Raw genomic sequence first — 25,555 nt, 5'->3', positions numbered from 1 at the left:
CGGTGCGAGTAGACTCCTGACGTTGGACCAACGTCCGGCGCAGGGGAAACCGGTGCGATTCCGGTGCTGTGCCGCAACCGTCAGCCCCGCCCGTCCGGGTGGTGCGAGCCGGGAACCCGCGCCGGGACGCCGCCACCAGATGTTGTCGAGCAGCGACGGGTGGGCGAACCGCCCCTCGTGGACCTCGCCCCCACCCGTGGGGAGGGGACCGGATGACCGCCGTCGTCGACCCCGCCCCCACCCGCCCGCCGGCCGCCACCGGACGCGCCCGGCGCGAGCTGCATCCCGGCGCCTGGTGGCTGTGGGCGCTGGGGCTCGCGGCCGGTGCCTCGTTCACCCTCAATCCGTTCCTGCTGCTGGTCACGGTCGCGATCGCGGCGCTCGTCGTGGCGGCGTGCCGTGGTGACGCGCCGTGGGCCCTGTCGTTCCGGTACTACCTGTACTTCGGCGTCGTCATCGTGGTCATGCGCGTCGTCTTCCGGATCCTGCTCGGCGGCGGCTCGGCCCCGGGCGATCCCGTCCTGTTCGCGCTGCCCGAGATCCCCCTGCCCGAGGTGGCTCGCGGCATCCAGCTGCTCGGCGACGTCACGGTCAACGAGGTCCTCGTCGGCCTGTACGACGGCATGCGGCTGGCCACGCTCGTGATCTGCGTCGGCGCCGCGAACTCCCTGGCCAACCCGAAGCGTCTGCTCGCCTCGGCCCCGCCGGCCCTCTACGAGGTCGGCGCCGCGCTGGTCGTCGCGGTCTCGGTCTTCCCCCAGCTGGCCGAGAGCGTGCGCCGGGTCAACCGCGCCCGCAAGCTGCGCGGCGACGCCAGCCGCGGCACCGGCGCGATGCACCGCATCGTCATCCCCGTGCTGGAGGACGCCCTCGACCGGTCGATGACGCTCGCCGCGGGCATGGACGCGCGCGGCTACGGCCGCAGCGGCACCGCCTCGCAGCGCGACCGGTTCGCCACCGGCGTGCTCATGCTCGTGGGCCTGTTCGGGCTGAGCGTCGGCACGTACGGCTACCTCGACGGCACCGCGCCGCGGATCCTGTCGTACCCGATGCTCGCGCTCGGCCTCGTGTTCGCCGTGCTGGCGCTGCGGTCGGCCGGCCGCCGCGTGCAGCGCACCCGCTACCGCCCGCAGCGGTGGCACGTGGCGGAGTACCTCACCGCGGGCTCGGGCCTCGCCGTGGCGGTCGGACTCAAGCTGCTGTCCACCGAGCAGATCGCCGTGATCTACCCGAGCGTGCCGGGTTGGCCGCCCGTGAGCGTCCTGTCGCTGGCCGTCGTGGCGATCGGGATCCTGCCCGTCTTCGTCGCGCCGCAGGCCCCCTCCGCCCACGACCACGTCGGAGGTGACGACGCGTGATCGGCTTCCACGACGTCTCGTTCTGGTACGAGGGCGCCACGCGGCCCACCCTGCGCGACGTCACCCTCGAGGTCGAGGAGGGCGAGCTCGTCCTCGTCTCGGGCCGCACCGGCTCGGGGAAGTCCACGCTGCTCGGCATGCTCAACGGGCTGGTGCCGCACTTCACCGGCGGCACCCTCGCCGGCGACATCCACGTCGACGGCGCCTCGATCCTCGGGCGGCCGCCGCGCGAGCTGGCGCACCTGGTCGGCTACGTCGCCCAGGACCCGGTCTCGGGCTTCGTCGCCGACGTGGTCGAGGAGGAGCTGGCCTACGGGATGGAGCACCTCGGGCTCGATCCGCAGACGATGCGCCGACGCGTGGAGGAGACGCTCGACCTGCTCGGCATCGCCGACCTGCGCCGCCGCTCGGTGCGCTCGCTGTCCGGAGGCCAGCAGCAGCGCGTCGCGATCGGCTCGGTGCTGACGATGCACCCGCGGGTCCTCGTGCTCGACGAGCCGACCTCGGCCCTCGACCCCACCGCGGCCGAGGACGTGCTCGCCACGATCGCGCGCCTCGTCGACGACCTCGCGCTCACCGTCGTCGTCGCCGAGCACCGCATGGAGCGGGTCGTCCCGTTCGCCGACCGCCTGGCCGTGGTCGAGGACGGTCGCGTCCGGATCGGCGAGACCGCCGACCTGCTGGTCGACGCGCCCGTCGCGCCGCCGCTGGTCCACCTCGGCCGGCTCGCCGACTGGCAGCCGCTGCCGCTCTCGGTGCGCGAGGCCCGGCGCCGGGTCAAGCCACTCGCCGCGCGCCTCGGGCCGCCGCCCGTGCACGTGCCGTTCGAGCGCCCGCCGGCGCTGCGGGCGCGCGGGATCACCGTGCAGTACGGCCGCTTCACCGCGGTCGACGACGTCGACCTACAGGTCGGCCACGGCGAGGTCGTCGCGCTGATGGGCCGCAACGGCTCGGGCAAGAGCTCCCTGCTGTGGGCCGTCCAGGGCACGGGCGACCGCGTGGACGGCGTGGTCGACGTCGACGGCGTCGATCCCGGCGCCGTGCGGGCGTCCGAGGCGCGCATGCTCGTCGGCCTCGTGCCGCAGACCGCCGCCGACCTGCTCTACCTCGAGACCGTCGACCGCGAGTGCGCCGCCGCCGACGACCAGTCCGGCGTTGCGACGGGCACGTGCCGCGCGCTGCTCGAGCGTCTCGCCCCGGGCATCCCCGGCGACCGCCACCCGCGCGACCTGTCCGAGGGTCAGAAGCTCGCGCTCGTGCTGGCCATCGTGCTCACCGCGCAGCCCGCGGTGGTCGCGCTCGACGAGCCCACGCGCGGCCTGGACTACCCCGGCAAGGCCGCGCTGGCGGCGATCCTGCACGACCTCGCCGCCGAGGGACGGGGTGTGATCGTCTCGAGCCACGACGTCGAGTTCGTCGCCTCGGTCGCCGACACCGTGGTGGTGATGGCCGAGGGCGAGGTCGTCTCCCGGGGCCCGGTCCGGTCGGTGCTGGCCGAGTCGCCCGCGTTCGCCCCGCAGGTCTCCAAGGTGCTCGGCCGCGACTGGCTCACCGTGGACGAGGTCGCCGCCGCGCTGCCGTCGGAGGTGGTTCGGTGACCTCGCCGCGGCACACCGCCGTCCCGATCACGCCGCGGTCGGCCCTCGTGCTGGCGGCCGCCAGCGTCGCGGGCCTGATCATGCTGCTGTGGCCGTTGATCTTCACGCCGGCCGAGGGTCAGACGCGCGTCGACCAGCCGTTCATCTTCATGGCGCTGATGCCCGTGGTCGTGCTCGTCGTCGTCGCCGAGCTCTCCGAGGGCGGTCTCGACTCGAAGGCGCTCGCGATGCTGGGCGTCCTCAGCGCGATCAACGCGGCGGTCCGGCCGCTGGGCGCGGGCGTCGCCGGCGTCGAGCCGATCTTCTTCCTGCTGATCCTCGGCGGGCGCGTGTTCGGGCCGGGCTTCGGCTTCGTCCTGGGCTGCACGAGCCTGTTCGCGTCGGCGCTGCTGACCTCCGGCGTGGGTCCGTGGCTGCCGTTCCAGATGCTCTGCGCCGCCTGGGTCGGCATGGGCGCGGGCCTGCTGCCGCGACGAGTGTCGGGCCGCTCCGAGATCGCGGTGCTGGCCGCCTACACGGTGGTCGCGGCGTTCGCGTACGGGCTGCTGATGAACCTGTCCTCGTGGCCGTTCACCCTGGGCATCGCGATCCCCGGCGCCGAGGACTCCCTCGCGATGGTGCCCGGCGACCCCGTGCTGGAGAATCTCCAGCGCTTCCTCGTCTTCACCCTGCTCACCTCGTTCTGGGGCTGGGACCTCGGCCGCGCGATCACGAACGCGCTGCTGGTCGTGTTCCTGGGCCCCGCCGTCCTGGCCACGCTGCGGCGCGCCGCCCGGCGTGCCCGCTACCTCTCCAAGGAGTCCACATGAAGAGCCTGCTCGCCCGCCTCGCCGCGGCCACCCTGCTGTCGACCGGCGTGATCGCGCTGCCGACGGCGGCGTCGGCCGAGGACCACGGGTCCTGCGACGCGGCCTCGGACGTCCCGGTGGTGCTGGAGTTCGGCACGCTCGACGGCGAGGACCGCGTGCTCTGCGCGAAGGACGCCGCCGGCGACACCGGCCTCGAGGTGCTCGATGCCGTGGGCGTCGAGACCGAGGAGACCACCGCCGCGATGCCGATGGTGTGCCGCATCGAGGGCCAGCCGACGCCCGAGCAGGAGAAGTGCGGCAACGCGCTCAACGGCCCCGGCTACTGGGCGTTCCTCGTGGCGAAGGAGGACCAGGACTGGGGCTACGCCTCGGTGGGCCTGCAGGAGTACGAGGTCGCCGAGGGCGACTTCATCGCGCTGAAGTACCACCTGATGGCCGACGGCGAGACCGTCGAGGTCGACGCCCCGGCGAGCGCCGACACGCGCGCCGCCGCCGAGGTCGCCGACCACGACCACGCCGCGGACTCCGAGGTCGACGACACCCCGCTCGCGGCCGTCGCCCTGCCGATCGCCATCGCCGCCGCGCTGCTCGTCGCCGTCGCCGCCTTCGTCGTCGGCCGCCGGCGCCGCGGCTGACCCGCCCGTCCCGAGATGTGCTCCGATTTCTACCTTTCAGGCAGGTTGAAACGTCGAAATTGGAGCAAATCTCGGTGATGCGGGGGACTCAGTCGGCGGCGGCCAGCAGCTCGGCGCTGGCCTGCTCGATCGCCTCGGGGGAAAGGGCGTGGCCGATCGCCATCGCCGCGGCGCCGAGGACGCCGGACTGCTCGCCGCTGACCGACGGCACGATCCTCAGGTGCTCGGTGGCCAGCGGCAGCGACCGGCGATAGACCTCCTCGCGGATGCCGGCGATCAGGTGCTCGCCCGCCTCGGCCAGCGCACCGCCGATCACCACGACCGACGGGTTGATGAAGTTCACGATCATCGCGAGGACGTCGCCGATGTCGCGGCCCGCCTGGCGGACGGCCTGGATGGCCTCGAGGTCGCCGGCGCGGACGAGCTCGACCACGTCGGTCGCCTCGGTGACCCCCGGCCGTCCGAGCTCGCGCGCGATCGCCGGACCGGCCGCGAGCGCCTCGAGGCAGCCGACGTTGCCGCAGCGGCACACCACGTCGCTGCCGCGCGACACCCGGATGTGCCCGATGTCGCCCGCGGTGCCCTGCCCCCCGCGCTGGAGCTCGCCGCCGGCGATGATGCCCGCGCCGATGCCGGTGGACACCTTGATGAGGATGAGGTCGTCGATCTCGGGGAACTGGGTGTCCTGCTCGCCCAGCGCCATGATGTTCACGTCGTTGTCGATCAGCACGGGCACCTCGAACGAGCCGCGGACGAACTGCGGAACGTCGAAGCGGTCCCAGCCGGGCATGATCGGCGGGTTGATCGCGCGCCCCGTGGAGTGCTCGACGGGTCCCGGCAGGCCGATGCCGATGCCGGCGAGGTCGCTCAGCGGACGCTCGGTCTCCAGCAGCAGCCGCTCGATCGTGGCGGTGACCCAGGTCAGCACGGGCACGGGGCCGTCGGCGATGTCGAGGTCCTGGCGCTCCTGGGCCAGCACGGTGCCGGACAGGTCGACGATCGCGGCACGGGCGTGACGGGCGCCGAGGTCGATCGCGGCGACCACGCGCGCGGCGGTGTTGACCGCGAGCAGTGACGGGGGACGACCGCCGGTGGAGCTCCGACCGCCGTAGGGGGTGATGAGCCCGAGGCGCAGCAGCAGGTCCACGCGGGACGCGACGGTGGAGCGGGCCAGGCCCGTCGACTCCGCCAGCTCCGCGCGGGTCATGGGCCGACCCTCGCGCTGGAGCAGGGCGAACACGTCGCTGGTCTTCACGGTGGTGATTCAACCACTCCGTCTTTTGAACGTCCAGCGCACAACTTCTGCCGACTTCTCGACAGAAGTGGAGATCTGTGTCACAGTGCAGTTGTGAACGACGCTGTCCTGAACGAGCGGGGGACCCCGCCGGTGCTGCGCGTTCGCGCCGTGACGAAGTCCTTCGTCGGCAACCCGGTGCTGCACGGCGTGGACCTCGACCTGGTCCCCGGCGAGGTCCACGGACTCGTGGGTGAGAACGGCGCCGGCAAGTCGACCCTCATGAAGATCCTCGCGGGCGTGCATCCCGCGGACTCGGGGTCGGTCGAGCTGGGTGGCGAGCCCGTCGCGTTCACCCATCCCGTCCAGGCGCAGCGCGCCGGGCTCGCCACCGTCTTCCAGGAGTTCAACCTGCTGCCCGAGCGGACGATCGCCGAGAACATCTACCTCGGCCGCGAGCCGCGCCGTCGCGGACTCGTGGACACCCGCGGGATGGAGCGCCAGGCCGGGGAGCTGCTCCGGGGCCTGGGCATCGAGGGCCTGCGCCCGTCGCGCCGGGTCCGCTCCCTCTCGGTCGCCGAGCAGCAGATCGTCGAGATCGCGAAGGCCGTCAGCTTCGACGCCCGCGTGATCCAGATGGACGAGCCCACGGCCGCGCTGGCCGACCACGAGGTCGAGCTGCTCTACCGCATCGTGCGCGAGCTGACCTCGCGCGGCGTCGCCATCGTCTACGTCTCGCACCGCCTGCGCGAGGTCCTCGACCTGTGCGACAACGTCACGGTCCTCAAGGACGGCCGCCAGGTCGACACGCGCCCCGCCGCCGAGCTCGACGAGGCGACCCTCGTGCGCCTCATGGTGGGCCGCCCCATGGACTCGTTCTTCCCCGATCCGGTCCCCGGCACCACCGTCGGCGAGCCGCGGCTGGAGCTGCGCGGCGCCGGCAACGGCTACGTCGACGGCATCGACCTGACCCTGCGCGGCGGCGAGATCGTCGGCATCGCCGGACTCCAGGGCTCGGGTCGCACCGAGCTGCTCGAGGCGATCTTCGGCATCGAGCCGCTCACCCGCGGCGAGGTCGCGATCGACGGCACCGTCACGCCGATCGGCTCGCCGCGCCGCGCGATCCGCTCGGGCCTGGCGCTGGTGACCGAGGACCGCAAGGCCACCGGCCTGGCGCTGCACCAGTCGCTGCTCGACAACGCGCTGGGCGTCGTCCGCGCCGTCTTCCCCCGCCGTACCGACGCGGTCCGCCGCGACGTCCCCGACCTCTTCGGCTCGCTCTCGGTCTCGGCGCGCTCGCTCAGCCAGGAGGCCCAGCTGCTCTCCGGAGGCAACCAGCAGAAGGTCGTGCTGGCGCGCTGGCTCGCCACCGACCCGCGCGTCGTGCTGCTCGACGAGCCCACCCGCGGCATCGACGTCGGCGCGAAGCACGCGATCTACGAGGTCATGCGCAGCCTCGCCGCCCGCGGCGTCGCGGTGCTCATGGTCTCCAGCGAGCTGCCCGAGGTGATCGGCATGTCCGACCGCGTGCTGGTGATGCGCGACGGCCGGCTGGCGGGGGAGCGGCCCGGAGGCTCCGACGAGGAGTCGATCCTGTCGCTCGCCGCCGGCCTCGACGAGGAGGTGGCCTCATGAGGGCTCGGCTCGCTGCACTCGACTCCACGATGATCGTGTGGATCGTCCTGCTGATCTCGGTGGTCGTCGGCTCGATCATCACCGCGATCGAGGGACGCAACTTCTTCAGCGTCGGCAACATCGACAACGTCCTGACGACGATGACGATCCTGGGCCTGATCGCGATCGGCCAGACCCTCGTGATCCTGGCGGGCTCGCTCGACCTGTCGGTGCCGTTCGTGGTCAGCCTCTCCAGCGTGATGGCGGGCGGGATCATGGCCGGCCAGACCTCGAACATCGTGCTGGGCGTGGTCGCGGCGCTGGCCGTCGCGGTCGTGTTCGGCCTCGTGAACGGCCTCATCGTCAGCCTGCTGAACGTGCACGGCTTCATCGCGACGCTCGGCACGGGCCTCGTCGTCTCGGGCTACCTCGGCTCGAACTACCAGGGCAGCCACGGCTCGGCGCCGTACGCCTTCCGGCTGCTCGACGCGACCCGCATCGGACCGGTGCCGGTGGCCACGCTCATCATGCTCGCGTGCGCGGGCCTGGCCGTCCTGATGCTGCGCCGCACCCGACTGGGGCACCACCTCTACGCCGTGGGCGGCAACGCCGACGTGGCGCGCATGTCGGGCGTGCGGACCCAGGTGCCGATCATCGCGGCGCACGTCATCTGCTCGGTGACCGCGGCGCTCGCCGGCCTGCTGCTGCTCGCCCGCCTCGGCGTCGGCCAGCCGACGGTCGGCTCGCAGGGCGGCTACGACCTCATGTCGATCGCGGCCGTCGTCCTCGGCGGCACGCTGCTCGCGGGCGGCAAGGGCAGCATCGTCGGCACGATCGCCGGCGTCGGCATCTTCGCCGTCCTCGACAACGTCATGGGCGTCATGGAGCTCAACCCGTTCCTCAAGGACGTCGTGCGCGGCATCGTCATCGTCGTCGCGGTGGCCGTCTACGCGCGCCGAGAGATCGACCGGAGGCCCGAGCGCTTCGGGTCCGCCGCTCCCGCCCCGACCACGGAGGTGGCCCGATGACCACGCGCGTGCTGCCCGTCCACGAGACCAGCTTCGGACGCCGGTCCCTCGCGGCCCTGGCCACCCCCGGCGGCGGCGTCTTCCTGCTCGTGATCGCCCTGCTCCTCGCGATCTTCGTGTCGAACCCGAGCTTCGCCGACGGCAACACGCTGATCCGGTTCGCCGGACGCACGGCGCCGATCGCCATCGCCGCGATGGGGCAGTACTTCGTCATCGTCAGCGGGGAGTTCGACCTGTCGATGGGCGCGGTCATCGCGGCCCAGGTGGTGCTCGCGGGCAACGTCATCGGCCAGGACGAGGCGAACATCGTCCCCGGCCTCTTCCTGATGTTCGCCGTCGGCGCGCTGATCGGGCTCGTCAACGGCCTGGCCACGACGCTGCTGCGGGTGCCGAGCTTCATCGTGACGCTCGGCATGATGCTGTCGCTGACCGGACTCGTCCGCTACGTCACCGGCGGCGCCGCCACCGGCAACCCGTCCGACCGCTTCCGCGAGATCGGCCGCGGCGGCATCCAGGACGTGCCGCTCGTCGGGACGATCCCGTACCCGCTGCTCGTGCTCATCGCCGCGGCCGCGTTCGCGGTGTGGCTCATGCGCCGGCCCTTCGGCCGCACCCTCATCGCCGCCGGCGACAACCCCGACGCCGCGCGCTACTCGGGCACGCCGCTGTGGTGGACCAAGACGCGCGCGTTCATGATCTCGTCGCTGTCCGCCACCGTCGCGGGCATCCTGCTGGTCGGCTACGCCGGCGTCCACCCGTCGGTCGGCTCGGGCTACGAGTTCGCCGCGATCACCGCGGTCGTCCTCGGCGGCGTCGTCCTCGGCGGCGGCCGCGGCTGGGTGCTCTCGGCGGCCGCGGGCGCCTTCGCCCTCGAGCTGCTCTTCGTGCTGCTGACCAGCCTCGGCATCGAGTCCACGTGGCGCGACACCGTGCAGGGACTCATCATCATCGCGGCGGTCGCCCTGGCCGGCCGCGCGTGGCAGGGCGCGGTCCGCCGGCGACCCTCCGTGACTTCTCCACCCACCCCACCCCAGCCCGCGACGGGCGATACGACAGGAGAGAACTGATGCGAGCATCGATGAGAGGGGTACTCGTGTCGGCCGCGGCCGTCCTGGTACTCGCTGCCTGTAGCACGGACGACGTGTCCGACGCGGGCGACGACGACTCGGGTTCGAAGGACACCGAGTGGTTCGTGCAGGCGGACTTCGACCGCCAGAACGAGCAGCGCAGCGCGACGTTCGAGGGAGACGCCGCGACGCCGTGGCTCCAGTACATCGACGGTGACATGACGGACACGTCGAAGTTCAAGTCCGAGGGCGCCAAGAAGGTCTGCTTCGCCAACGCCTCGATCAGCAACCCGTGGCGCCAGACCGGCTGGATCACGATGCAGCAGCAGCTGAAGGTGCTCCAGGACGAGGGCGTCGTCTCGCAGATGGAGACCCGCGACGCGCAGGACTCCGACGACACGCAGATCGCGGACATCGACTACTTCATCAAGGAGGGCAACTGCGACGCCTTCATCATCTCGCCGAACTCGACCGCGGCCATGACGCCGGCCGTCGAGCGCGCGTGTGAGACGGGCAAGCCGGTCGTCGTGTTCGACCGTGGCGTCGACACCGACTGCGCCACGTCGTTCATCCACCCGATCGGTGGCTACGCGTGGGGCATCGACACGGCCGAGTTCCTGGTCGACAACCTCGAGAAGGGCGACAAGGTCGTCGCGCTGCGCATCCTGCCCGGCGTCGACGTCCTGGAGACCCGCTGGGCCGCCGCCGAGAAGATCTTCGAGGAGAACGACATCGAGGCCGACGACCAGTTCACGGACGCCGACCCGACGAAGATCAAGCAGATCATCACCGACGCGATCAACTCCGACGACATCAAGGGCGTCTGGATGGACGCCGGCGACGGCGCGGTCGCGGCGATCGAGGCCTTCGAGGACGCCGGCAAGGACTACCCGGTCATGACCGGTGAGGACGAGATGAGCTTCCTGCGCAAGTGGGAGGAGACCGGCCTGACCGGACTCGCGCCGGTCTACTCGAACTTCCAGTGGCGCACCCCGCTGCTGGCGGTGCAGAAGATCTTCGCGGGCGAGGAGGTGCCGACCGAGTGGGTGCTGCCCCAGTCGCCGATCACCGAGGACGACCGCGCGGACTACCTGAAGGCGAACGACGGCATGCCCGACGGGCACTACGCCAAGTTCGGCGGCGAGGACCTCCCGGGCTTCCCGCAGGCCTGGCAGGACCGCTGACCGTGACCGGGTGGCGGCGACCCGCCGCCACCCGGCCCACCCCGTCCCTCTCGACAGGAGCTCTTGTGCGCAGCATCGGCATCAACACGTGGGTCTGGCAGTCCCCGCTCACCGACGCCACGGTGGAGGCCCGCCTGGAGCACGTCGCGGCGCTCGGCTTCGACGCGGTCGAGCTCCCGCTCGAGGGACTCGGCGACCTGACGCCGGACGTCGTCGGGCCGGTGCTGGAGCGCACCGGGCTGGTGCCGCTCGTCGTCGGGGCCATGGCGCCCGGGCGCGACCTCGTCGAGGCCGACGGCGCGGCGGTCGCGGCGACGCAGGACTACCTGCGTGGCTGCGTCGACCTCGCCTCCGGCATCGGGGCCGCCGCTGTCTGCGGACCGTTCTACGCGGCCACCGGCCGCACGTGGCGGATGACCCCGGACGAGCGCCGGGCCGCCTACGCGCAGTGGCGCGAGCACCTCGCGCCGGTCGTGGAGCACGCGGCCGAGCGCGGCGTGCGGATCGGCATCGAGCCGCTCAACCGCTACGAGACCTCGCTCGTCAACACCGTGGCCCAGGCGCTCGAGGGACTCGACGGCCTGCTCGGCCCGTCGCTGGGCCTCGCCCTGGACACCTATCACCTGAACATCGAGGAGCGGTCCAGTGCGGATGCGGTTCGCACGGCCGGCGAGCACCTCGTGCACGTCCAGGTCTGCGGCAGCGACCGCGGTGCACCCGGAGGCGACCAGACCGACTGGCCGGCCCTGATCGCCGCCCTCGACGAGGTCGGGCACACCGGCCCGCTCGTCATCGAGAGCTTCACGGCCGAGAACGCCTCCATCGCGACGGCCGCCTCGATCTGGCGTCCCCTCGCCCCCACGCAGGACGACCTCGCCCGCGACGGCCTCGCGTTCCTGCGCGACCTGACCCGGACGGAGGCGGCGTGATGAGCGCGCGCGAGCTGCGGGTGGCCGTCATCGGCTACTCCTTCATGGGCCGGGCCCACTCCAACGCCTGGCGCAACGTGGGCGCCTTCCACCCCGGCCTCCCCGCGGTGGCCCAGCAGGTCCTCGTCGGTCGCGACGAGTCCGCCGTGCGCGGCGCCGCCCACCAGCTGGGCTGGCGCGAGTGGGCCACCGACTGGCGCGACGTGGTGGCCCGCGACGACGTGGACGTCGTCGACGTCTGCACCCCCGGCCACCTGCACCACGAGATCGCGCTGGCCGCCCTGCGCGCCGGCAAGCACGTCGTGGTCGAGAAGCCGCTCACGAACACGATCGAGCAGTCCGTCGAGCTCGTCGCCGCGGCGCAGGAGGCACGATCGCGCGGGGTGCGCTCGATGGTGGGGTTCAACTACCGCTGCGTGCCCGCGCTGGCGCTCGCCCGCGAGGTCATCGCGGAGGGCCGGATCGGCGAGGTGCGCCAGGTCCGCGCGTCCTACCTCCAGGACTGGCTCGTCGACCCGGACGCGCCGATGACGTGGCGGCTGCGCAAGGAGCAGGCCGGGTCCGGCGTGCTGGGCGACCTCGGCTCGCACGTCGTCGACCAGGTCCGCTTCCTGCTCGACGACGAGATCGAGAGCGCCTCGGGCCGCCTCGAGACCTTCGTCGGGTCGCGCCCCGGTCCCGCCGGCCCGGAGGACGTGACCGTCGACGACGCCGCGTGGGCGCTGCTCGGCACCGGCCGTGGCGCCGTGGTCAGCCTCGAGGTCAGCCGGATGGCCGCGGGCCGCAAGAACGCGCTGCAGATCGAGGTCTACGGCTCCCGAGGCTCGGTGGCCTTCGACCTCGAGCGCCTCAACGAGCTGTGGGTCGACACCGGCCAGGGCCGCACGCGCGTCCTCGTGACCGAGCCCGACCACCCGCACCTGGCCGCCTGGTGGCCGCCGGGCCACGTGCTGGGATGGGACCACACGTTCACGACGCAGGCCGCCGGGTTCCTGTCCGCGATCGGCGCGGGCGTCGACCCCACGCCGTCGTTCGAGGACGGGCTCGCCGTCCAGCGGGTGCTCGACGCGATCGAGCGCAGCGCCGTGGCGGGCCGCGGCGCCGTCGAGCTCGCGCGATCCTGATCATCGAAGGAGACACCATGGGCAAGCGCTTCACCCTCTTCACGGGCCAGTGGGCCGACCTCACCCTCGAGGAGGTCGCGGAGCTCGCGGCGCGCTGGGGGTACGACGGTCTCGAGATCGCCGTGTCGGGCGAGCACCTCGACGCCTGGCGCTGGGACGACGACGAGTACGTCGAGGGGCGCCTGGAGATCCTGCGCCGCCACGGCCTCGGCTGCTGGGCGATCTCGAACCACCTGAAGGGCCAGGCGGTGTGCGACGACCCGATCGACGACCGGCATCGCTCGATCGTGGGCCCGCGCGTGTGGGGCGACGGCGATCCCGAGGGCGTGCGCCGCCGGGCCGCCGAGGAGATGCAGCACACCGCACGCCTCGCGCAGCGGATGGGCGTCGACGTGGTGGTGGGCTTCACCGGCTCGTCGATCTGGCAGTACGTGGCGATGTTCCCGCCGGTCCCCGCCGAGCGCATCGCGGCCGGCTACCAGGACTTCGCCGACCGCTGGAACCCGATCCTCGACGTCTTCGACGAGTGCGGCGTGCGGTTCGCGCACGAGGTGCACCCGTCCGAGATCGCCTACGACCACTGGTCGACCGTGCGGGCGCTGGAGGCGATCGGCCACCGCGAGGCGTTCGGCCTCAACTGGGACCCCAGCCACATGGTGTGGCAGGGGATCGACACCGTCGCGTTCATCAGCGACTTCGCCGACCGGATCTACCACGTGGACTGCAAGGACATCCGGATGCGGATGGGCGGCGGCCGCAACGGCATCCTCTCCTCGCACCTGCCGTGGGGCGACCAGCGCCGCGGCTGGGACTTCGTCTCCACGGGTCGCGGCGACGTGCCGTGGGAGGACGCGTTCCGCGCACTCGCCCGCATCGGCTACGACGGCCCGATCTCGGTGGAGTGGGAGGACGCGGGCATGGACCGCCTCCGCGGCGCCCCGGAGGCGCTGGAGTTCCTCAAGCGCTTCGACTTCGAGCCGCCGACCGCCTCGTTCGACTCCGTGTTCGATCAGGGCTGACCGTCGCGGCACCGGACGGGACTAGGCTGCGAGGGTGAGGACCCTCATCACCGGAGGCGTGCGCTCGGGCAAGTCGTTCCATGCCGAGTCGCTCGTCGTCGCGGCCCCCGACGTCACGTACATCGCCCCCGGTCCGGCCCCCGATCCGGAGTTCGACCCCGACTGGGCGGCCCGGGTCGAGGCGCACCGCAGCCGGCGTCCCGCCCACTGGAAGACGGTCGAGACCGCCGACCTCGAGCGCGCGATCGCGATGACCGACGACACGGTGATCATCGACTGCCTCGGCACGTGGGTGACCGCCCTGGTCAGCGAGCTCGACGGCTGGGACCAGACCCTCGACGACTGGGAGCCCGAGTTCTGGCTGCGCGTCGAGCGCGCCGCGCAGGCCATGGCCGCGCACGGGGAGGACGTCGTCGTGGTGACGAACGAGGTCGGCTGGGGCGTCGTGCCCGAGCACCGCTCCGGTCGCCTCTTCCGCGACCTCCTCGGCAAGGTCAACCAGCGCTTCGCGATGGACTGCGACGAGGTCCTGCTCGTCGTCGCGGGCCGCGTCCTGCGCCTCTGACCCGCGCCGGCTCCGCCCGCGCCCGCCCGCGCCCGCCCGCTCTCCACTCTTGGAACGCGTTGAACGCTTTCGCGCGACGAAAGCGTTCAACGCGTTCCAAAAGTGGCCCGGGGTCGGCGCGCGTCGGGCCCCGCTCAGGCCGGAGGCGTGAAGGCGTCGCGCGCGGCGGCGACGCGGGCGCGCACGACGCAGTCGTGCGCGTGGTCGTTCACCAGGCCCATCGCCTGCATGAACGAGAACACCGTGGTCGGGCCGACGAACTTCCAGCCGCGCTTCTTGAGGTCCTTCGACAGCGCGATCGCCGTGGGCGAGGTGGTGAGCGACTGCGGCTCGGGGATCTCGGTGGGGTCGGGCTCGTGACGCCACACGAACGCGGCGAGCGAGCCCTCGGACTCGACCAGCTCCAGCGCGCGGGCGGCGTTGTTGATCGCGGCCTCGATCTTGCCGCGGTGCCGCACGATGTCGGCGTCGGCGAGCATCCGCAGGACGTCGGACTCGTCGAACCCGGCCACGGTGTCGAGGTCGAAGCCCGCGAACGCCGCGCGGAAGCTCTCGCGCTTGTCCAGGATCGTGCGCCACGAGAGCCCGGACTGGAACCCCTCGAGGCAGAACTTCTCGAACAGCCGCACGTCGTCGGCGACGGGGAAGCCCCACTCCGTGTCGTGGTACTCCACGAAGCCGGGCGCGCCGCCCGCCCAGTCGCAGCGAGGCTCGCCATCGGGGCCCAGGAAGGTCATGCGATCACCGCCGAGAATCCGATCAGGAGGACAGCGAGGGCGACCTCGACCGAGGCGCCCACCGCATCGCCGATGATGCCACCCAGGCGCCGCGAGACGTGGGCGACCAGCAGCAGGACCACGAGCAGCGCGGCCGCGACAGTGAACAGGCCCTGAATCGCCGAGGCGTCGGTGAGGCCCGTGACCGCGGCGCCGGCGACGGCGACCAGGAGCCAGACCGTGGTGAGCGCGAGCGGTCTCACGCTGCCGGCGAAGGTGGCGCCCATGCCGTCCTGGCGGGCGGCAGGCACCCCGCGGCGCAGGCCCGCGGTGGCGCCCGCGCGGGCGAGGCACCACAGCACGCCGACGGCCACGAAGCCTCGCTCCCAGCACACGATCAGCGTGCCGGCGGCGGCCGCCTGCGCGAGCAGCACCAGCACGAGGGTCGCCGCCCCGGCGGGTCCGACGTCGCCGAGCCGAGCGACGGTGAGCGCCCGCTCGCGGTCGTAGGAGGAGGCCAGCGCGTCCGCCGTGTCGGCGAGCCCGTCGAGGTGGAACCCGCGGGTCGCCCAGGCGCCGGCGCCGATCGCGAGCGCGCCGACGACGATCTGGTTGAGGCCGAGCTCGCGCCCGCCCCACGCGACGAGGGCCACGAGCACGCCCACGGGAACGACCGCGAGCGGCGCCACCGCCACCGCGATGCCGGCGGTGCGGCGGTCGACCTGCCGCGGCGGCGGCACGGGGAGGGCACTGAAGGTGCCGACCGACAGCCGGACGGCGTCCCCGAACCGGCTCACAGGATCTCGGAGAGCAGCGCCATGTCCGAGAGCAGCAGCGCGGCCGAGCGCACGAGCGGCACCGCCGTGACGGCGCCCGAGCCCTCGCCCAGCCGCATCCCGAGGTCGAGCAGCGGCTCGAGGCCGAGGTCCTTCAGGGCGTGCCACTGGGCGCCCTCGGTGGAGCGGTGCCCGGCGGCCAGCCACGGGGCGACGCCCGGCGTCAGCCGCTCGGCCACGAGGGCGGCGGCCGTGGCGATCGCGCCGTCGAGCAGCACCGGGACGCCGTCCTGCGCGGCCGCGCTGATGAAGCCGGCCTGCGCGGCGATGTCGGGGCTGCCGATCGCGCTCAGCAGGTCGATCGGGTCGGCCGTGCGGTCCTGCGCGCGACGCAGCGCGGTGTCGATGACCTCGGTCTTGACCCGCAGGCCCTCGTCGTCGATGCCGGTGCCGCGGCCGACGACCTCGACGGCCGGCAGGCCGAGGACGGCGGCGGTGAGCACCGCCGCGGTGGTGGTGTCGCCGATGCCCATGTCGCCGCCGATCAGCAGGTCGGCGCCGGCGGCGATCTCCTCGGCGGCGATCGCCGCACCGGCCTCGACCGCGCGTCGCGCCTCGTCGAGGGTCATCGCGTCGGTGAGATGGAAGGGCTCGGTGCCGCGGCGGATCTTGTACGCGCCGATCGCCGGGTCAAGGTCCGGGAAGTCGCCGTCGACGCCGAGGTCGAGCACGCGCAGGTGCACGTCGTGCTGGCGCGCGAGCACCGAGGTGCCGGCCACGCCGGACGCGAACGCGCGCACCATCGCGCCGGTGACGGCCGACGGGTAGGCCGAGACACCGTGCGCCGCGACGCCGTGGTCGCCGGCGAAGACGACCGCCCTCACGTGCGACGGGGGAGCGGGCGTCGCCTCGCCCCGCACCGAGGACCACCAGACCGCCAGCTCGCCGAATCGGCCGAGCGCCCCCGTGGGGATCGCCAGGGCGGCGAGGCGGTCACGAGCTGCGGTGCGTGCGTCCTGCGAGGGCGGGGTGATCATCTGCCCATTGTCCCGCCATCGCGACCAGGTCGTCCTCGAGGGTCAGCAACCGGGACGTGGCCTCCCGGTCGAGCCCGGCGGCCACGACGCGATCGGTGGCGTCCTCGATCTGGGCGCGCGCGGCGATGCCGGTCTCGGTGGCGGTGCCGTCGGGCGCGAGCCAGCCGCGGGTCACGAGTCCGGCGATCGCCTCGGCCCACTCCTCCTCGGTCCAGCCGCGCATCGTGCGCTGGTCGGCGAACCACGACCAGCCGGTGCCGACCGCGAGCGCGTTGGCGGCGGCACCACCCAGACCGGCCGAGGTCAGCACCGCGAGGTGGCAGTCGCCGCGGTACTCGCGCAGTGCCGTGACGGACTGCCAGAAGTCGACGACGGGATCGTCGGAGGCGGGGAGGCCGGCGTGCGCGGCGGCGAGCGGCTTGCCGGCCCAGTCGACGCCGTCCAGCACGCTGCGGGCCTTCGCGGCCAGCGCCGTGGCCTGGTCGGCGACGTTCGCGAGCAGGTCGCGCGCCAGCGAGTAGCGGACCTCGAGCACGCGGTCGCGGTCGGCGAGGCGCCACGCGTCGGGCAGGGCGCGCTCGACCAGCCGCGGGGCGAAGCCGTGGAACGTGGCGATCACGAGCTCGGGTCCCGGTGTGCCGAGCGCGGCCGAGCGGCTGGCGAAGTAGCCCATCCAGTAGCCCTTGAGCCCGACCGCCTCGTAGCGGGCCTTCGACTCGGGCGCGAAGTAGACGCCTCCGTGCAGGTTCTCGATCGCCGACCAGAGGGCTCGTGAGGTCATGGGCCCGACCCTAGCGGCGCGTCGATTCCGGAACCGGGCGCGACAGACGCCGGCTTTCAGATACCATCGGTATGCGAATACCGAAGGAGCCTGCCGTGTCCCAGACGAGAGTGAGCCGGGCCGAGCGTCAGCAGCAGACGCGCGAACGCCTCATCGAGGTGGCCACCGAGATGTTCCTCGACGTCGGGTACTCCGGCACGTCGCTGGACAAGGTGGCCGTCGAGGCCGGCTTCTCCAAGGGTGCGGTCTACTCCAACTTCGCCGGCAAGGAGGAGCTCTGCATGGCGGCGCTCGACACGATCCATGCCGAGAAGATCCGCCTCGTGCACCAGATGTTCACCGAGGACACGTCGATCGAGACGCGCCTCAAGAGCTTCGTCGAGTGGTCGCGCTCCGGCCTGGGCGAGCCGCGCTGGACGGCGCTCGAGGTGGAGTTCGCCGCCGTCGCGCGCCACAACCCCTGGGTCGCGTCCGAGCTCGTGAAGCGTCACCGCGAGGTGCGCCGCCTCATCGCCCAGCTGATCTCGGCGACCGTCGAGGACGCCGGCCTGGAGACCACGGTGCCGGTCGAGCACGTGGCCACCGCGCTGTTGGCGCTCGGCGCGGGCCTCGGCGGCCTGCGCGCCCTCGACCCGAAGGTCGACATGGACGTGTTCGGCGACGTGCTCGCCGGACTGGTCAGGCCCCGGAGGGACCCGGCGGCTCAGTAGCCGCCGTTGGCCGTGAAGCGCTCGAGGCTGGCCTTGATCTCGGCCTCGGCCTCTTCGCGGCCGACCCACTCGGAGCCCTCCTCGACGGACTTGCCGGGCTCGAGGTCCTTGTAGCTCGTGAAGAAGTGCTGGATCTCCTGCAGGTCGAAGTCCGACACGTCGCTGACGTCCTGCGTGTGGTCGTGGCGCGGGTCGCCCGCGGGCACGCAGAGGATCTTGTCGTCGCCGCCGGCCTCGTCGGTCATCTTGAACATGCCGATCGCGCGGCACTCGATGACGCAGCCGGGGAAGGTCGGGAAGGGCAGGATGACCAGCGCGTCGAGCGGGTCGCCGTCGTTGCCGAGGGTGTTGTCGATGAAGCCGTAGTCGGCCGGGTACTGCATCGACGTGAAGAGCGTGCGGTCCAGCCGGATGCGGTGGGTCTTGTGGTCGAGCTCGTACTTGTTCCGCTCGCCCTTGGGGATCTCCACGGTGACGTCAAAGAACACGGTTCCTCCGGCTTGGTCTTGATGGGTGTCTCATAGTCTGACGCACGTGACGGCCCGTGGTCCCCGCAGGGGGGAGAGAGTGCATGCGGCCTGGGTGCTGCCGCTGCTCGTGCTCGTGACGCTGGCGTCGATCGCCTGGCTGTACGTCCGCGGCGACCTGAACCCCATCTTGTGCGACGGGCCGTGCGGACCGCAATTCGTGACCGCGCCCGTAGGGCTGGAGCCCGCCTCGCCGGACCCCGCCCGGGCGGCCTCGGTCGGCTCCGGCCCCATCACGGCGAGCGAGCTGGAGGCCGCGGTGGCGGCACCGCTCCGGTCCGACGCGCTCGGCGGCCGCACGGGCCTGGTCGCGCTCGACGCCCGCGACGGCACGGTGCTGACCGACGACTCCGCCGGGGCCCAGGTCCCGGCCTCCACGACGAAGGTCCTCACGGCGGTCGGCGCGCTCGCCGAGCTGGGTCCCGACGCCACCTTCACCACCTCGGTCGTGCGCGAGGGCAGCCGGCTCGTCCTGGTCGGCGGCGGCGACCCCTACCTCAGCGACGTCCGGACGAAGGGCTCGCCGGTCGAGCGCGGCGACCTCGCCTCCCTGGCCGCTGCCACGGCGAGGCAGGTCGGCGACGAGCGGGTCAGCCTCGGCTACGACGTCTCCCTGTTCTCCGGCCCGTCCGTCAGTCCCGCGTGGGAGGACGGCTACGTCGGCGCCGTCGTCGCTCCGGTCAGTCCGCTGTGGATCGATCGCGGTCGCGTCGGCGCCGCCCGCTCCACCGATCCCGCCGGCGACGCCGCCCGACGCTTCGCCGAGCTGCTGCGGGCGCGTGGGGTCGACGTCGCGGGCGAGCCGCAGCAGGCCGAGGCGCCCGCGGACGCGACCCGCGTGGCCGCCGTCCGCAGCGCCCGGCTCTCGCGCATCGTCGAGCAGCTCCTCGCCGACTCCGACAACGAGGTCGCCGAGGTGCTGCTGCGCCAGGCCGCGATCGCGGCGGGGGAGCCCGGCTCGTTCGCCGGGGGTGCGAAGGTGGTGACCCAGGTCCTGCGGCAGGCGGGCGTGACGACGGAGGGACTCGTGCTGAACGACGGCAGCGGCCTGTCCCGCAAGAACCGCATCGTGGCGCGCACCCTGGCCGAGACGATGGTCGAGGTCTCGGCGACTCCTCGCCTGGGACCGGTGCTGAGCGGCCTGCCCGTGGGCGGCTTCAGCGGCACGCTCGAGAACCGCTACGACCGCGCGGCCGACGCGCGCGGCCGGATCCGCGCCAAGACCGGCACGCTCACGGGCGTCCACTCCCTCGCGGGGATCGTCACGCTCTCGGGCGGGCGTCCTGTGGCGTTCGCGCTGATGGCCGACGACACCGAGCAGGTCAACCCCTTCGAGACCCAGGCCGCGCTCGACCGGGTGACCGTCGCGATGGCCGACTGCGCCTGCGGGGCCCGCTGATGGCGCGCCTCGTCGACCGCCTCCCCTCGGGCACCACGGATGACGTGGATGCCGTCCACGAGGCGATCCTGCAGTGGGTCGAGGACCGCGGCCTCACGCTCTACCCGGCACAGGACGAGGCGATCCTCGAGATGGTCGCCGGCTCCAACGTCGTCCTCGCCACCCCCACCGGCTCGGGCAAGAGCCTCGTCGCCACCGCCGCGATGGGCGCCGCCCTCGCCCGCGGCGAGTGCAGCGTCTACACCGCGCCGATCAAGGCGCTCGTGAGCGAGAAGTTCTTCGACCTGTGCGAGATCTTCGGCGCCGAGAACGTCGGCATGGTCACGGGCGACGCCGCGGTCAACGCCGACGCCCCGATCATCGCCGCCACGGCCGAGATCCTCGCGAACATGGCGCTGCGCGAGGGCGCCGACGCCGACATCGGACTCGTCGTCATGGACGAGTTCCACTTCTACGCCGACCCCGAGCGCGGCTGGGCGTGGCAGGTGCCGCTCATCGAGCTGCCGCGCGCGCAGTTCCTCCTCATGTCGGCCACGCTCGGCGACACCACGCGCCTCGAGGCCGACCTCGCCCGCCGCACCGGTCGCGAGACGGTCGCGGTCACCTCGGTCGAGCGCCCCGTCCCGCTCGTGAGCGAGTACGTCACGACGCCCGTGCACGAGACGCTCGAGCAGCTCGTCGAGACGCACCAGACGCCCGTCTACGTCGTGCACTTCTCGCAGGCCGCCGCACTCGAGCGCGCCCAGGCGCTCACCAGCGCCAAGGTCGCCACGCGCGCCGAGCGCGACGCGATCGCCGAGGCCCTCGGCGACTTCCGCTTCACCTCCGCCTTCGGCAAGACGCTCTCGCGGCTGATCCGGATGGGCATCGGCGTGCACCACGCGGGCATGCTGCCGCGCTACCGCCGCCTCGTCGAGACCCTCACGCAGCAGGGCCTGCTCAAGGTGGTGTGCGGCACCGACACGCTCGGCGTCGGCATCAACGTGCCGATCCGCACCGTGCTGTTCAGCGGCCTGAGCAAGTACGACGGCACCCGCCAGCGCCACCTCCAGGTGCGCGAGTTCCAGCAGATCGCCGGCCGCGCCGGGCGCGCCGGGTTCGACACCGTCGGCCACGTCGTCGTCGAGGCGCCGGAGCACGAGATCGAGAACGCGAAGCTCGTGCGCAAGGCCGGCGACGACCCGAAGAAGCTCAAGCGCATCCAGCGCAAGAAGCCGCCCGAGGGCGTCGTCTCGTGGGGCCACGGCACGTTCGAGCGGCTCGTCAACGGCACGCCCGAGGCGCTGCACTCGCGCATGAAGGTCAGCCACGCGATGGTGCTCGACGTCATCACCCGGCCCGGCGACGCGCGCGCCGCCCTGGAGCACCTCGTGCGCGAGAGCGGCGAGACCGAGGAGTCGCAGGAGCGGCTGCTCGCGCAGGTCGACCACATCGTCGAGGCGCTGCTGGCCGGCGAGGTCGTCGAGCGGATCGACCCGCCCGACGCCGAGGGCCGCACGCTGCGCCTGACCGTCGACCTGCAGGCCAACTTCGCGCTCAACCAGCCGCTCTCGCCGTTCGCCGTGGCCGCCTTCGACCTGCTCGACCGCGAGTCGCCCACGTACGCGCTCGACGTCGTCTCGGTGGTCGAGTCCACGCTCGACGACCCGCGCCCGATCATCAGCGCCCAGCGCTTCCGCGCCCGCGGAGAGGCCGTCGCCGAGATGAAGATGGACGGCATCGAGTACGACGAGCGGATGGAGCTGCTCGAGGACGTCGAGCACCCGCAGCCGCTGCGCGACCTGCTCGAGGCCGCCTACGAGATGTACCGCCAGGGGCACCCGTGGGTCGCCGACCACGAGCTGCGGCCGAAGTCGGTCGTGCGCGAGATGTGGGAGCGGGCGATGACCTTCTCCGAGCTCATCGCCGACTACCGCCTCGCGCGGTCGGAGGGTCTCGTCCTGCGGTACCTCTCCGACGTCTACAAGACCCTCGTCCGCACCGTGCCCACGGCGGTCCGCGACGACGAGCTGACCGACCTCACCGAGTGGCTCGGGGAGCTCGTGCGCCAGACCGACTCGAGCCTGCTGGACGAGTGGGAGCAGCTGATCGCGCCCGGGGAGGACCCGGCCGACGTGCGCCCGCAGGCCACCGGAGCCGAGACGCCGCGGCCCCTCACCGCCAATGCCCGGGCGTTCCGCGTGCTCGTCCGCAACGCGATGTTCCGCCGCGTCGAGCTGGCCGCCTTCGGCCGCTGGGAGGCGCTCGGGGAGCTCGACGCCGAGGACGGCTGGGACGCGCTCGCGTGGCGCGAGGCGGTGCTCGGCTACCGCGAGGAGTACGACGAGCTCGGCACCGGGCCCTCGGCCCGCGGCCCGGAGCTCTTCATGGTCGAGGACGACAGCACGCGCGTGTGGAAGGTGCGCCAGGTCTTCGAGGACCCCGAGGGCGACCGCGACTGGGGCATCGCCGCCGAGGTCGACCTCGACGCCTCCGACGAGCAGGGCGAGCCCGTCGTGCGCGTCCTCGACGTCGGCCCCCGCTGACCCTCCGCGCCCACCCCCCCCCGGACCCGCGCCCCCTCCACTTGTGGAACGGGATGCACCGTCTCCGGCCGGAAAAGCGTGCATCCCGTTCCACAAGTGGGGGCGGGCCGGGCGAGGACGCAGGCCGTAGGTTGGACGCCATGATCGACTGGAACGTCGCGCGCTCCACGGCCCGGCGCCTCATGCGGCCCGGACCCGACCTGAGCGCGGGCGAGGTCGAGGACGTCGTCGCCGAGCTCCGCGAGGCATCGCGAATCGCCGAGGGTCCCGTGCGCGAGTTCACCGGGCTCGTCCCGGCGTACCCGACGCCCGTGCTCGTCGTCGACCGCCCGCGCTGGGCCGACGCGAACCTCGCCGCGTTCGAGGTCCTCATGGGCCCGTTCGACGAGAAGATGGAGGCCGCCGGGAAGATGCCCACCGGCCTGCCGCGCGCCGTCGGCGGCCGCGTCACCGGCGCCGAGCTCGGCGCGATCGTGGCATTCCTCGGCGGCAAGGTGCTCGGCCAGTTCGATCCCTTCGCCGAGGGCGAGCACGGCCCCGGCCGGCTGCTGCTCGTCGCGCCGAACGTGGTGCACGTCGAGCGCGAGCTCGGCGTCGACCCCACCGACTTCCGCCGCTGGGTGTGCCTCCACGAGGAGACGCACCGGGCGCAGTTCACCGCCGTGCCGTGGATGCGCGACCACATGCTGGCCCAGGTGGCCCGGCTCATGGACGCCACCGACGTGGGCGGGGGAGCGGTCACCGACATGCTCTCCGAGGCGCTGCCCGAGCTCGTGCGCATCGTCCGCGGCGAGTCCGACAAGTCGCTCTCCGACCTGTTCCAGAACGAGCAGCAGCGCGAGGTCATCGACGGCCTCACCGGCCTCATGTCCCTGCTCGAGGGCCACGCCGACGTCGTGATGGACGACATCGGTCCCGAGGTCGTGCCGAGCGTCGCCGAGATCCGCCGCAAGTTCACCAAGCGGCGCGGCTCGGGCTCGGCCCTGTCGAAGGTGCTGCGCCGCCTGCTCGGCTACGAGGCGAAGATGCGCCAGTACAGCGACGGAGCGTCGTTCGTCCGCGCCGTCACCGACCAGGTCGGCAAGGACGGCTTCGACGCGGTGTGGGCCGACGCCGCCCACCTGCCCACCCGGGCCGAGATCGTCGACCCGAAATCGTGGGTCTCCCGCGTCCACGGCTGAGACGCTGGGTCGGTGATCTCGACACGCCGCTCGCTGCGCTCGCGATCGCCGGTGATCGAGTGCCGGCGAGCGTGCGAGTCGGTGTATCGAGATCCCGTGAGGGCCGACCGATGAGCGGCCGCCTCGACCCGCTCGTCGCGCGGGCGCGCCGGCTCGTCGAGCCGCACCTCGCCGCTGGTGCGATCGTCGCCGTCTCGGGCGGTGCCGACTCGCTCGCGCTGGCCGCGGTCGCCGGGTTCTTCGCGCGCCGCCGCGGATCCGACGTGCGCGCGGTGGTCGTCGACCACGGCCTCCAGGACGGCTCGGGCGAGGTCGCGGCCCGGGCCGCCGCGCAGTGCGAGGCCCTCGGCCTGCCCGCCACGGTGCGACCCGTCGAGGTGCGCGACCTCGGCAGCGGCCCCGAGGACGCCGCCCGCGTGGCGCGCTACCGGGCGCTGCACGCCGAGGCCGCCGGGGCGCCGATCCTGCTCGCGCACACGCTCGACGACCAGGCCGAGTCGGTGCTGCTGGGACTCGCGCGCGGCTCGGGCCCGCGCTCGCTCGACGGCATGCGGCCCGCCTCCGGAGCCCTGCGGAGGCCGTTCCTCGCGCTGCGTCGGGCCGAGACCGAGCGGATCTGCGCGCTGCACGACGTCGAGCCGTGGCACGACCCGCACAATGACGACCCGGCCTACCGCCGCGTGCGGGTGCGCCGCGAGCTGCTGCCACTCATGGAGGACGTGCTCGGCGGGGGAGTGGCCGAGGCGCTCGCCCGGACGGCCGACCTCGTGCGCGCCGACGCCGACCTGCTGGACGCGATGGCCTGCGACGAGACGCCGCCGTCGGGCGCGATCGACGACGTCACGGCGTTCGCCGACCTCGACCCGGCGGTGCGGATGCGCGTCTGGCGACGCCTCGCGGTGGCCGCGGGCGCCGCGGCGGGCGAGCTCTCGCACGCGCACACCCGGGCCCTCGACGGCCTGCTCGACGCCCGTGGCGGCACCCGCATCGAGCTCCCCGGTCACGTCACCGCCGTGCGCGACGGCCGCGGGGTCCGGTTCCTCGACGCACGATGAGGCCTTTCGCCCCGCTGGGGTGCCCGAATGCCTCATCGTTCGTCCCGGCCACCAGCTGACGCCCGATGTCGTCCCTTGTGGCACGCTGACACCGTGGACACCTCGCACGTCGAAGCCGACCTCGACCTGACCCAGACGCTCTTCACCGAGGAGCAGATCAAGGAGAGGCTGGCCGAGCTGGCCCGGCGGATCGAGACCGACTACGAGGGCCGCGAGATCCTCCTCGTCGGCGTGCTGAAGGGCGCGGTCATGGTGATGGCCGACCTCGCGCGCGAGCTGAACCGCCACGTCGAGATCGACTGGATGGCCGTCTCGTCCTACGCGGGCACCAAGTCGTCGGGCGTCGTGCGGATCCTCAAGGACCTCGACACCGACCTCGAGGGCCGCCACGTCCTCATCGTCGAGGACATCATCGACACCGGCCTCACGCTGTCGTGGCTCGTGGCCAACCTGAAGTCCCGCGGCCCAGCGTCGGTCGAGATCGCCACGCTGCTGCGCAAGCCCGAGGCCCTCGAGATGCCGGTCGACGTCAAGTACGTCGGCTTCGACATCCCGAACGCGTTCGTCATCGGGTACGGACTGGACTACAACGAGAAGTACCGGAATTTGCGCAGCATCGGCACACTGGCTGAGCACATGTACTCCTGAGCAGCGAGCTGAGAGCACCGGACGGAAACCACATCT

At 72.8% G+C, this 25,555-nt stretch carries 24 protein-coding genes and 1 riboswitch; of the genes, 18 read left to right on the top strand and 6 right to left on the bottom strand.

The features are described from left to right. The first annotated feature begins 2 nt into the window (after positions 1-2). Positions 3-139: riboswitch (cobalamin riboswitch) on the top strand. A 73-nt stretch (positions 140-212) separates the two neighbouring features. From ACK99Q_RS02465 to ACK99Q_RS02450, 4 genes are read left to right on the top strand one after another with little or no spacing between them, the layout of a single operon-like run. Continuing rightward, positions 213-1,358 carry an energy-coupling factor transporter transmembrane component T gene (locus tag ACK99Q_RS02465; protein ID WP_410184657.1) on the top strand — a complete coding sequence of 382 codons (1,146 nt, stop codon included), beginning with the start codon at positions 213-215 and terminating at the stop codon, positions 1,356-1,358. Continuing rightward, the gene (locus ACK99Q_RS02460; RefSeq protein WP_410184656.1) at positions 1,355-2,956 is read left to right on the top strand and encodes an ABC transporter ATP-binding protein; all 1,602 of its coding nucleotides are present in this window, start codon (positions 1,355-1,357) and stop codon (positions 2,954-2,956) included. Before ACK99Q_RS02465 ends, ACK99Q_RS02460 begins: the two co-directional genes overlap by 4 nt. Further along, positions 2,953-3,765: an ECF transporter S component gene (locus ACK99Q_RS02455; RefSeq protein ID WP_410184655.1), complete on the top strand. Its 813-nt coding sequence runs from the start codon at positions 2,953-2,955 to the stop codon at positions 3,763-3,765. Before ACK99Q_RS02460 ends, ACK99Q_RS02455 begins: the two co-directional genes overlap by 4 nt. Further along, positions 3,762-4,400 (top strand): hypothetical protein, encoded by a 639-nt coding sequence (locus ACK99Q_RS02450; RefSeq protein ID WP_410184654.1) that lies wholly within the window; start codon positions 3,762-3,764, stop codon positions 4,398-4,400. The genes ACK99Q_RS02455 and ACK99Q_RS02450 overlap by 4 nt, the downstream gene beginning before the upstream one ends. A gap of 88 nt (positions 4,401-4,488) precedes the next feature. Here the strand turns inward: ACK99Q_RS02450 and ACK99Q_RS02445 are convergent, their stop codons facing one another. Then, the gene (locus ACK99Q_RS02445; protein WP_410184653.1) at positions 4,489-5,655 is read right to left on the bottom strand and encodes an ROK family protein; all 1,167 of its coding nucleotides are present in this window, start codon (positions 5,653-5,655) and stop codon (positions 4,489-4,491) included. A gap of 93 nt (positions 5,656-5,748) precedes the next feature. Here ACK99Q_RS02445 and ACK99Q_RS02440 point away from each other — a divergent pair, with 93 nt between their 5' ends. The 8 genes from ACK99Q_RS02440 (at position 5,749) to ACK99Q_RS02405 (ending at position 14,164) form a co-directional block, all read left to right on the top strand. Then, a complete protein-coding gene (locus ACK99Q_RS02440; RefSeq protein ID WP_410184652.1) occupies positions 5,749-7,269 on the top strand; it encodes a sugar ABC transporter ATP-binding protein in 1,521 nt (506 codons plus the stop codon). Next, positions 7,266-8,276: an ABC transporter permease gene (locus ACK99Q_RS02435; RefSeq protein WP_410184651.1), complete on the top strand. Its 1,011-nt coding sequence runs from the start codon at positions 7,266-7,268 to the stop codon at positions 8,274-8,276. The genes ACK99Q_RS02440 and ACK99Q_RS02435 overlap by 4 nt, the downstream gene beginning before the upstream one ends. Then, positions 8,273-9,343, top strand: a complete 1,071-nt coding sequence (locus tag ACK99Q_RS02430; protein WP_410184650.1) for an ABC transporter permease — start codon at positions 8,273-8,275, stop codon at positions 9,341-9,343. The genes ACK99Q_RS02435 and ACK99Q_RS02430 overlap by 4 nt, the downstream gene beginning before the upstream one ends. A 74-nt stretch (positions 9,344-9,417) precedes the next feature. Continuing rightward, positions 9,418-10,527 carry a substrate-binding domain-containing protein gene (locus ACK99Q_RS02425; RefSeq protein ID WP_410184649.1) on the top strand — a complete coding sequence of 370 codons (1,110 nt, stop codon included), beginning with the start codon at positions 9,418-9,420 and terminating at the stop codon, positions 10,525-10,527. Between the two features lie 65 nt (positions 10,528-10,592). Continuing rightward, positions 10,593-11,456: a sugar phosphate isomerase/epimerase family protein gene (locus ACK99Q_RS02420; protein WP_410184648.1), complete on the top strand. Its 864-nt coding sequence runs from the start codon at positions 10,593-10,595 to the stop codon at positions 11,454-11,456. Beyond that, positions 11,456-12,580, top strand: a complete 1,125-nt coding sequence (locus ACK99Q_RS02415) for a Gfo/Idh/MocA family protein (protein WP_410184647.1) — start codon at positions 11,456-11,458, stop codon at positions 12,578-12,580. The genes ACK99Q_RS02420 and ACK99Q_RS02415 overlap by 1 nt, the downstream gene beginning before the upstream one ends. 17 nt (positions 12,581-12,597) lie before the next feature. Further along, complete coding sequence (locus tag ACK99Q_RS02410; RefSeq protein WP_410184646.1) at positions 12,598-13,599, top strand: sugar phosphate isomerase/epimerase family protein; 1,002 nt, start codon at positions 12,598-12,600, stop codon at positions 13,597-13,599. 34 nt (positions 13,600-13,633) lie between these two features. Next, positions 13,634-14,164 carry a bifunctional adenosylcobinamide kinase/adenosylcobinamide-phosphate guanylyltransferase gene (locus ACK99Q_RS02405; RefSeq protein ID WP_410184645.1) on the top strand — a complete coding sequence of 177 codons (531 nt, stop codon included), beginning with the start codon at positions 13,634-13,636 and terminating at the stop codon, positions 14,162-14,164. A 134-nt stretch (positions 14,165-14,298) separates the two neighbouring features. Here the strand turns inward: ACK99Q_RS02405 and ACK99Q_RS02400 are convergent, their stop codons facing one another. From ACK99Q_RS02400 to ACK99Q_RS02385, 4 genes are read right to left on the bottom strand one after another with little or no spacing between them, the layout of a single operon-like run. Beyond that, complete coding sequence (locus tag ACK99Q_RS02400; RefSeq protein ID WP_410184644.1) at positions 14,299-14,901, bottom strand: DNA-3-methyladenine glycosylase I; 603 nt, start codon at positions 14,899-14,901, stop codon at positions 14,299-14,301. Further along, a complete protein-coding gene (locus ACK99Q_RS02395) occupies positions 14,898-15,677 on the bottom strand; it encodes an adenosylcobinamide-GDP ribazoletransferase (RefSeq protein WP_410184643.1) in 780 nt (259 codons plus the stop codon). The genes ACK99Q_RS02400 and ACK99Q_RS02395 overlap by 4 nt, the downstream gene beginning before the upstream one ends. Further along, positions 15,674-16,693, bottom strand: a complete 1,020-nt coding sequence (gene cobT / locus ACK99Q_RS02390) for a nicotinate-nucleotide--dimethylbenzimidazole phosphoribosyltransferase (RefSeq protein WP_410184642.1) — start codon at positions 16,691-16,693, stop codon at positions 15,674-15,676. Before cobT ends, ACK99Q_RS02395 begins: the two co-directional genes overlap by 4 nt. Further along, positions 16,650-17,474 carry an SCO6745 family protein gene (locus ACK99Q_RS02385; RefSeq protein ID WP_410184641.1) on the bottom strand — a complete coding sequence of 275 codons (825 nt, stop codon included), beginning with the start codon at positions 17,472-17,474 and terminating at the stop codon, positions 16,650-16,652. The genes cobT and ACK99Q_RS02385 overlap by 44 nt, the downstream gene beginning before the upstream one ends. A gap of 95 nt (positions 17,475-17,569) precedes the next feature. Here ACK99Q_RS02385 and ACK99Q_RS02380 point away from each other — a divergent pair, with 95 nt between their 5' ends. Continuing rightward, complete coding sequence (locus ACK99Q_RS02380) at positions 17,570-18,184, top strand: TetR/AcrR family transcriptional regulator (protein WP_269305154.1); 615 nt, start codon at positions 17,570-17,572, stop codon at positions 18,182-18,184. Here the strand turns inward: ACK99Q_RS02380 and ACK99Q_RS02375 are convergent. Then, a complete protein-coding gene (locus ACK99Q_RS02375; protein ID WP_410184640.1) occupies positions 18,178-18,672 on the bottom strand; it encodes an inorganic diphosphatase in 495 nt (164 codons plus the stop codon). The two genes, ACK99Q_RS02380 and ACK99Q_RS02375, sit on opposite strands and share 7 nt — an antisense overlap. 79 nt (positions 18,673-18,751) lie before the next feature. Here ACK99Q_RS02375 and dacB point away from each other — a divergent pair, with 79 nt between their 5' ends. The 5 genes from dacB to hpt all read left to right on the top strand — a co-directional run bounded on the left by dacB (position 18,752) and on the right by hpt (position 25,519). Beyond that, a complete protein-coding gene (dacB, locus tag ACK99Q_RS02370; protein WP_410184639.1) occupies positions 18,752-20,110 on the top strand; it encodes a D-alanyl-D-alanine carboxypeptidase/D-alanyl-D-alanine-endopeptidase in 1,359 nt (452 codons plus the stop codon). Beyond that, complete coding sequence (locus tag ACK99Q_RS02365) at positions 20,110-22,635, top strand: DEAD/DEAH box helicase (RefSeq protein WP_410184638.1); 2,526 nt, start codon at positions 20,110-20,112, stop codon at positions 22,633-22,635. Before dacB ends, ACK99Q_RS02365 begins: the two co-directional genes overlap by 1 nt. A gap of 140 nt (positions 22,636-22,775) precedes the next feature. Continuing rightward, complete coding sequence (locus ACK99Q_RS02360; protein ID WP_410184637.1) at positions 22,776-23,816, top strand: zinc-dependent metalloprotease; 1,041 nt, start codon at positions 22,776-22,778, stop codon at positions 23,814-23,816. A gap of 110 nt (positions 23,817-23,926) precedes the next feature. Next, positions 23,927-24,871: a tRNA lysidine(34) synthetase TilS gene (tilS, locus tag ACK99Q_RS02355; protein WP_410184636.1), complete on the top strand. Its 945-nt coding sequence runs from the start codon at positions 23,927-23,929 to the stop codon at positions 24,869-24,871. A gap of 93 nt (positions 24,872-24,964) precedes the next feature. Continuing rightward, a complete protein-coding gene (gene hpt / locus ACK99Q_RS02350; RefSeq protein WP_410184635.1) occupies positions 24,965-25,519 on the top strand; it encodes a hypoxanthine phosphoribosyltransferase in 555 nt (184 codons plus the stop codon). The last annotated feature ends 36 nt before the right edge of the window (positions 25,520-25,555 follow it).

This window comes from Aeromicrobium sp. MLTX1, assembly GCF_046452335.1.
Lineage (GTDB): Bacteria > Actinomycetota > Actinomycetes > Propionibacteriales > Nocardioidaceae > Aeromicrobium.
This window is presented reverse-complemented; position numbering and strand designations above follow the sequence as displayed.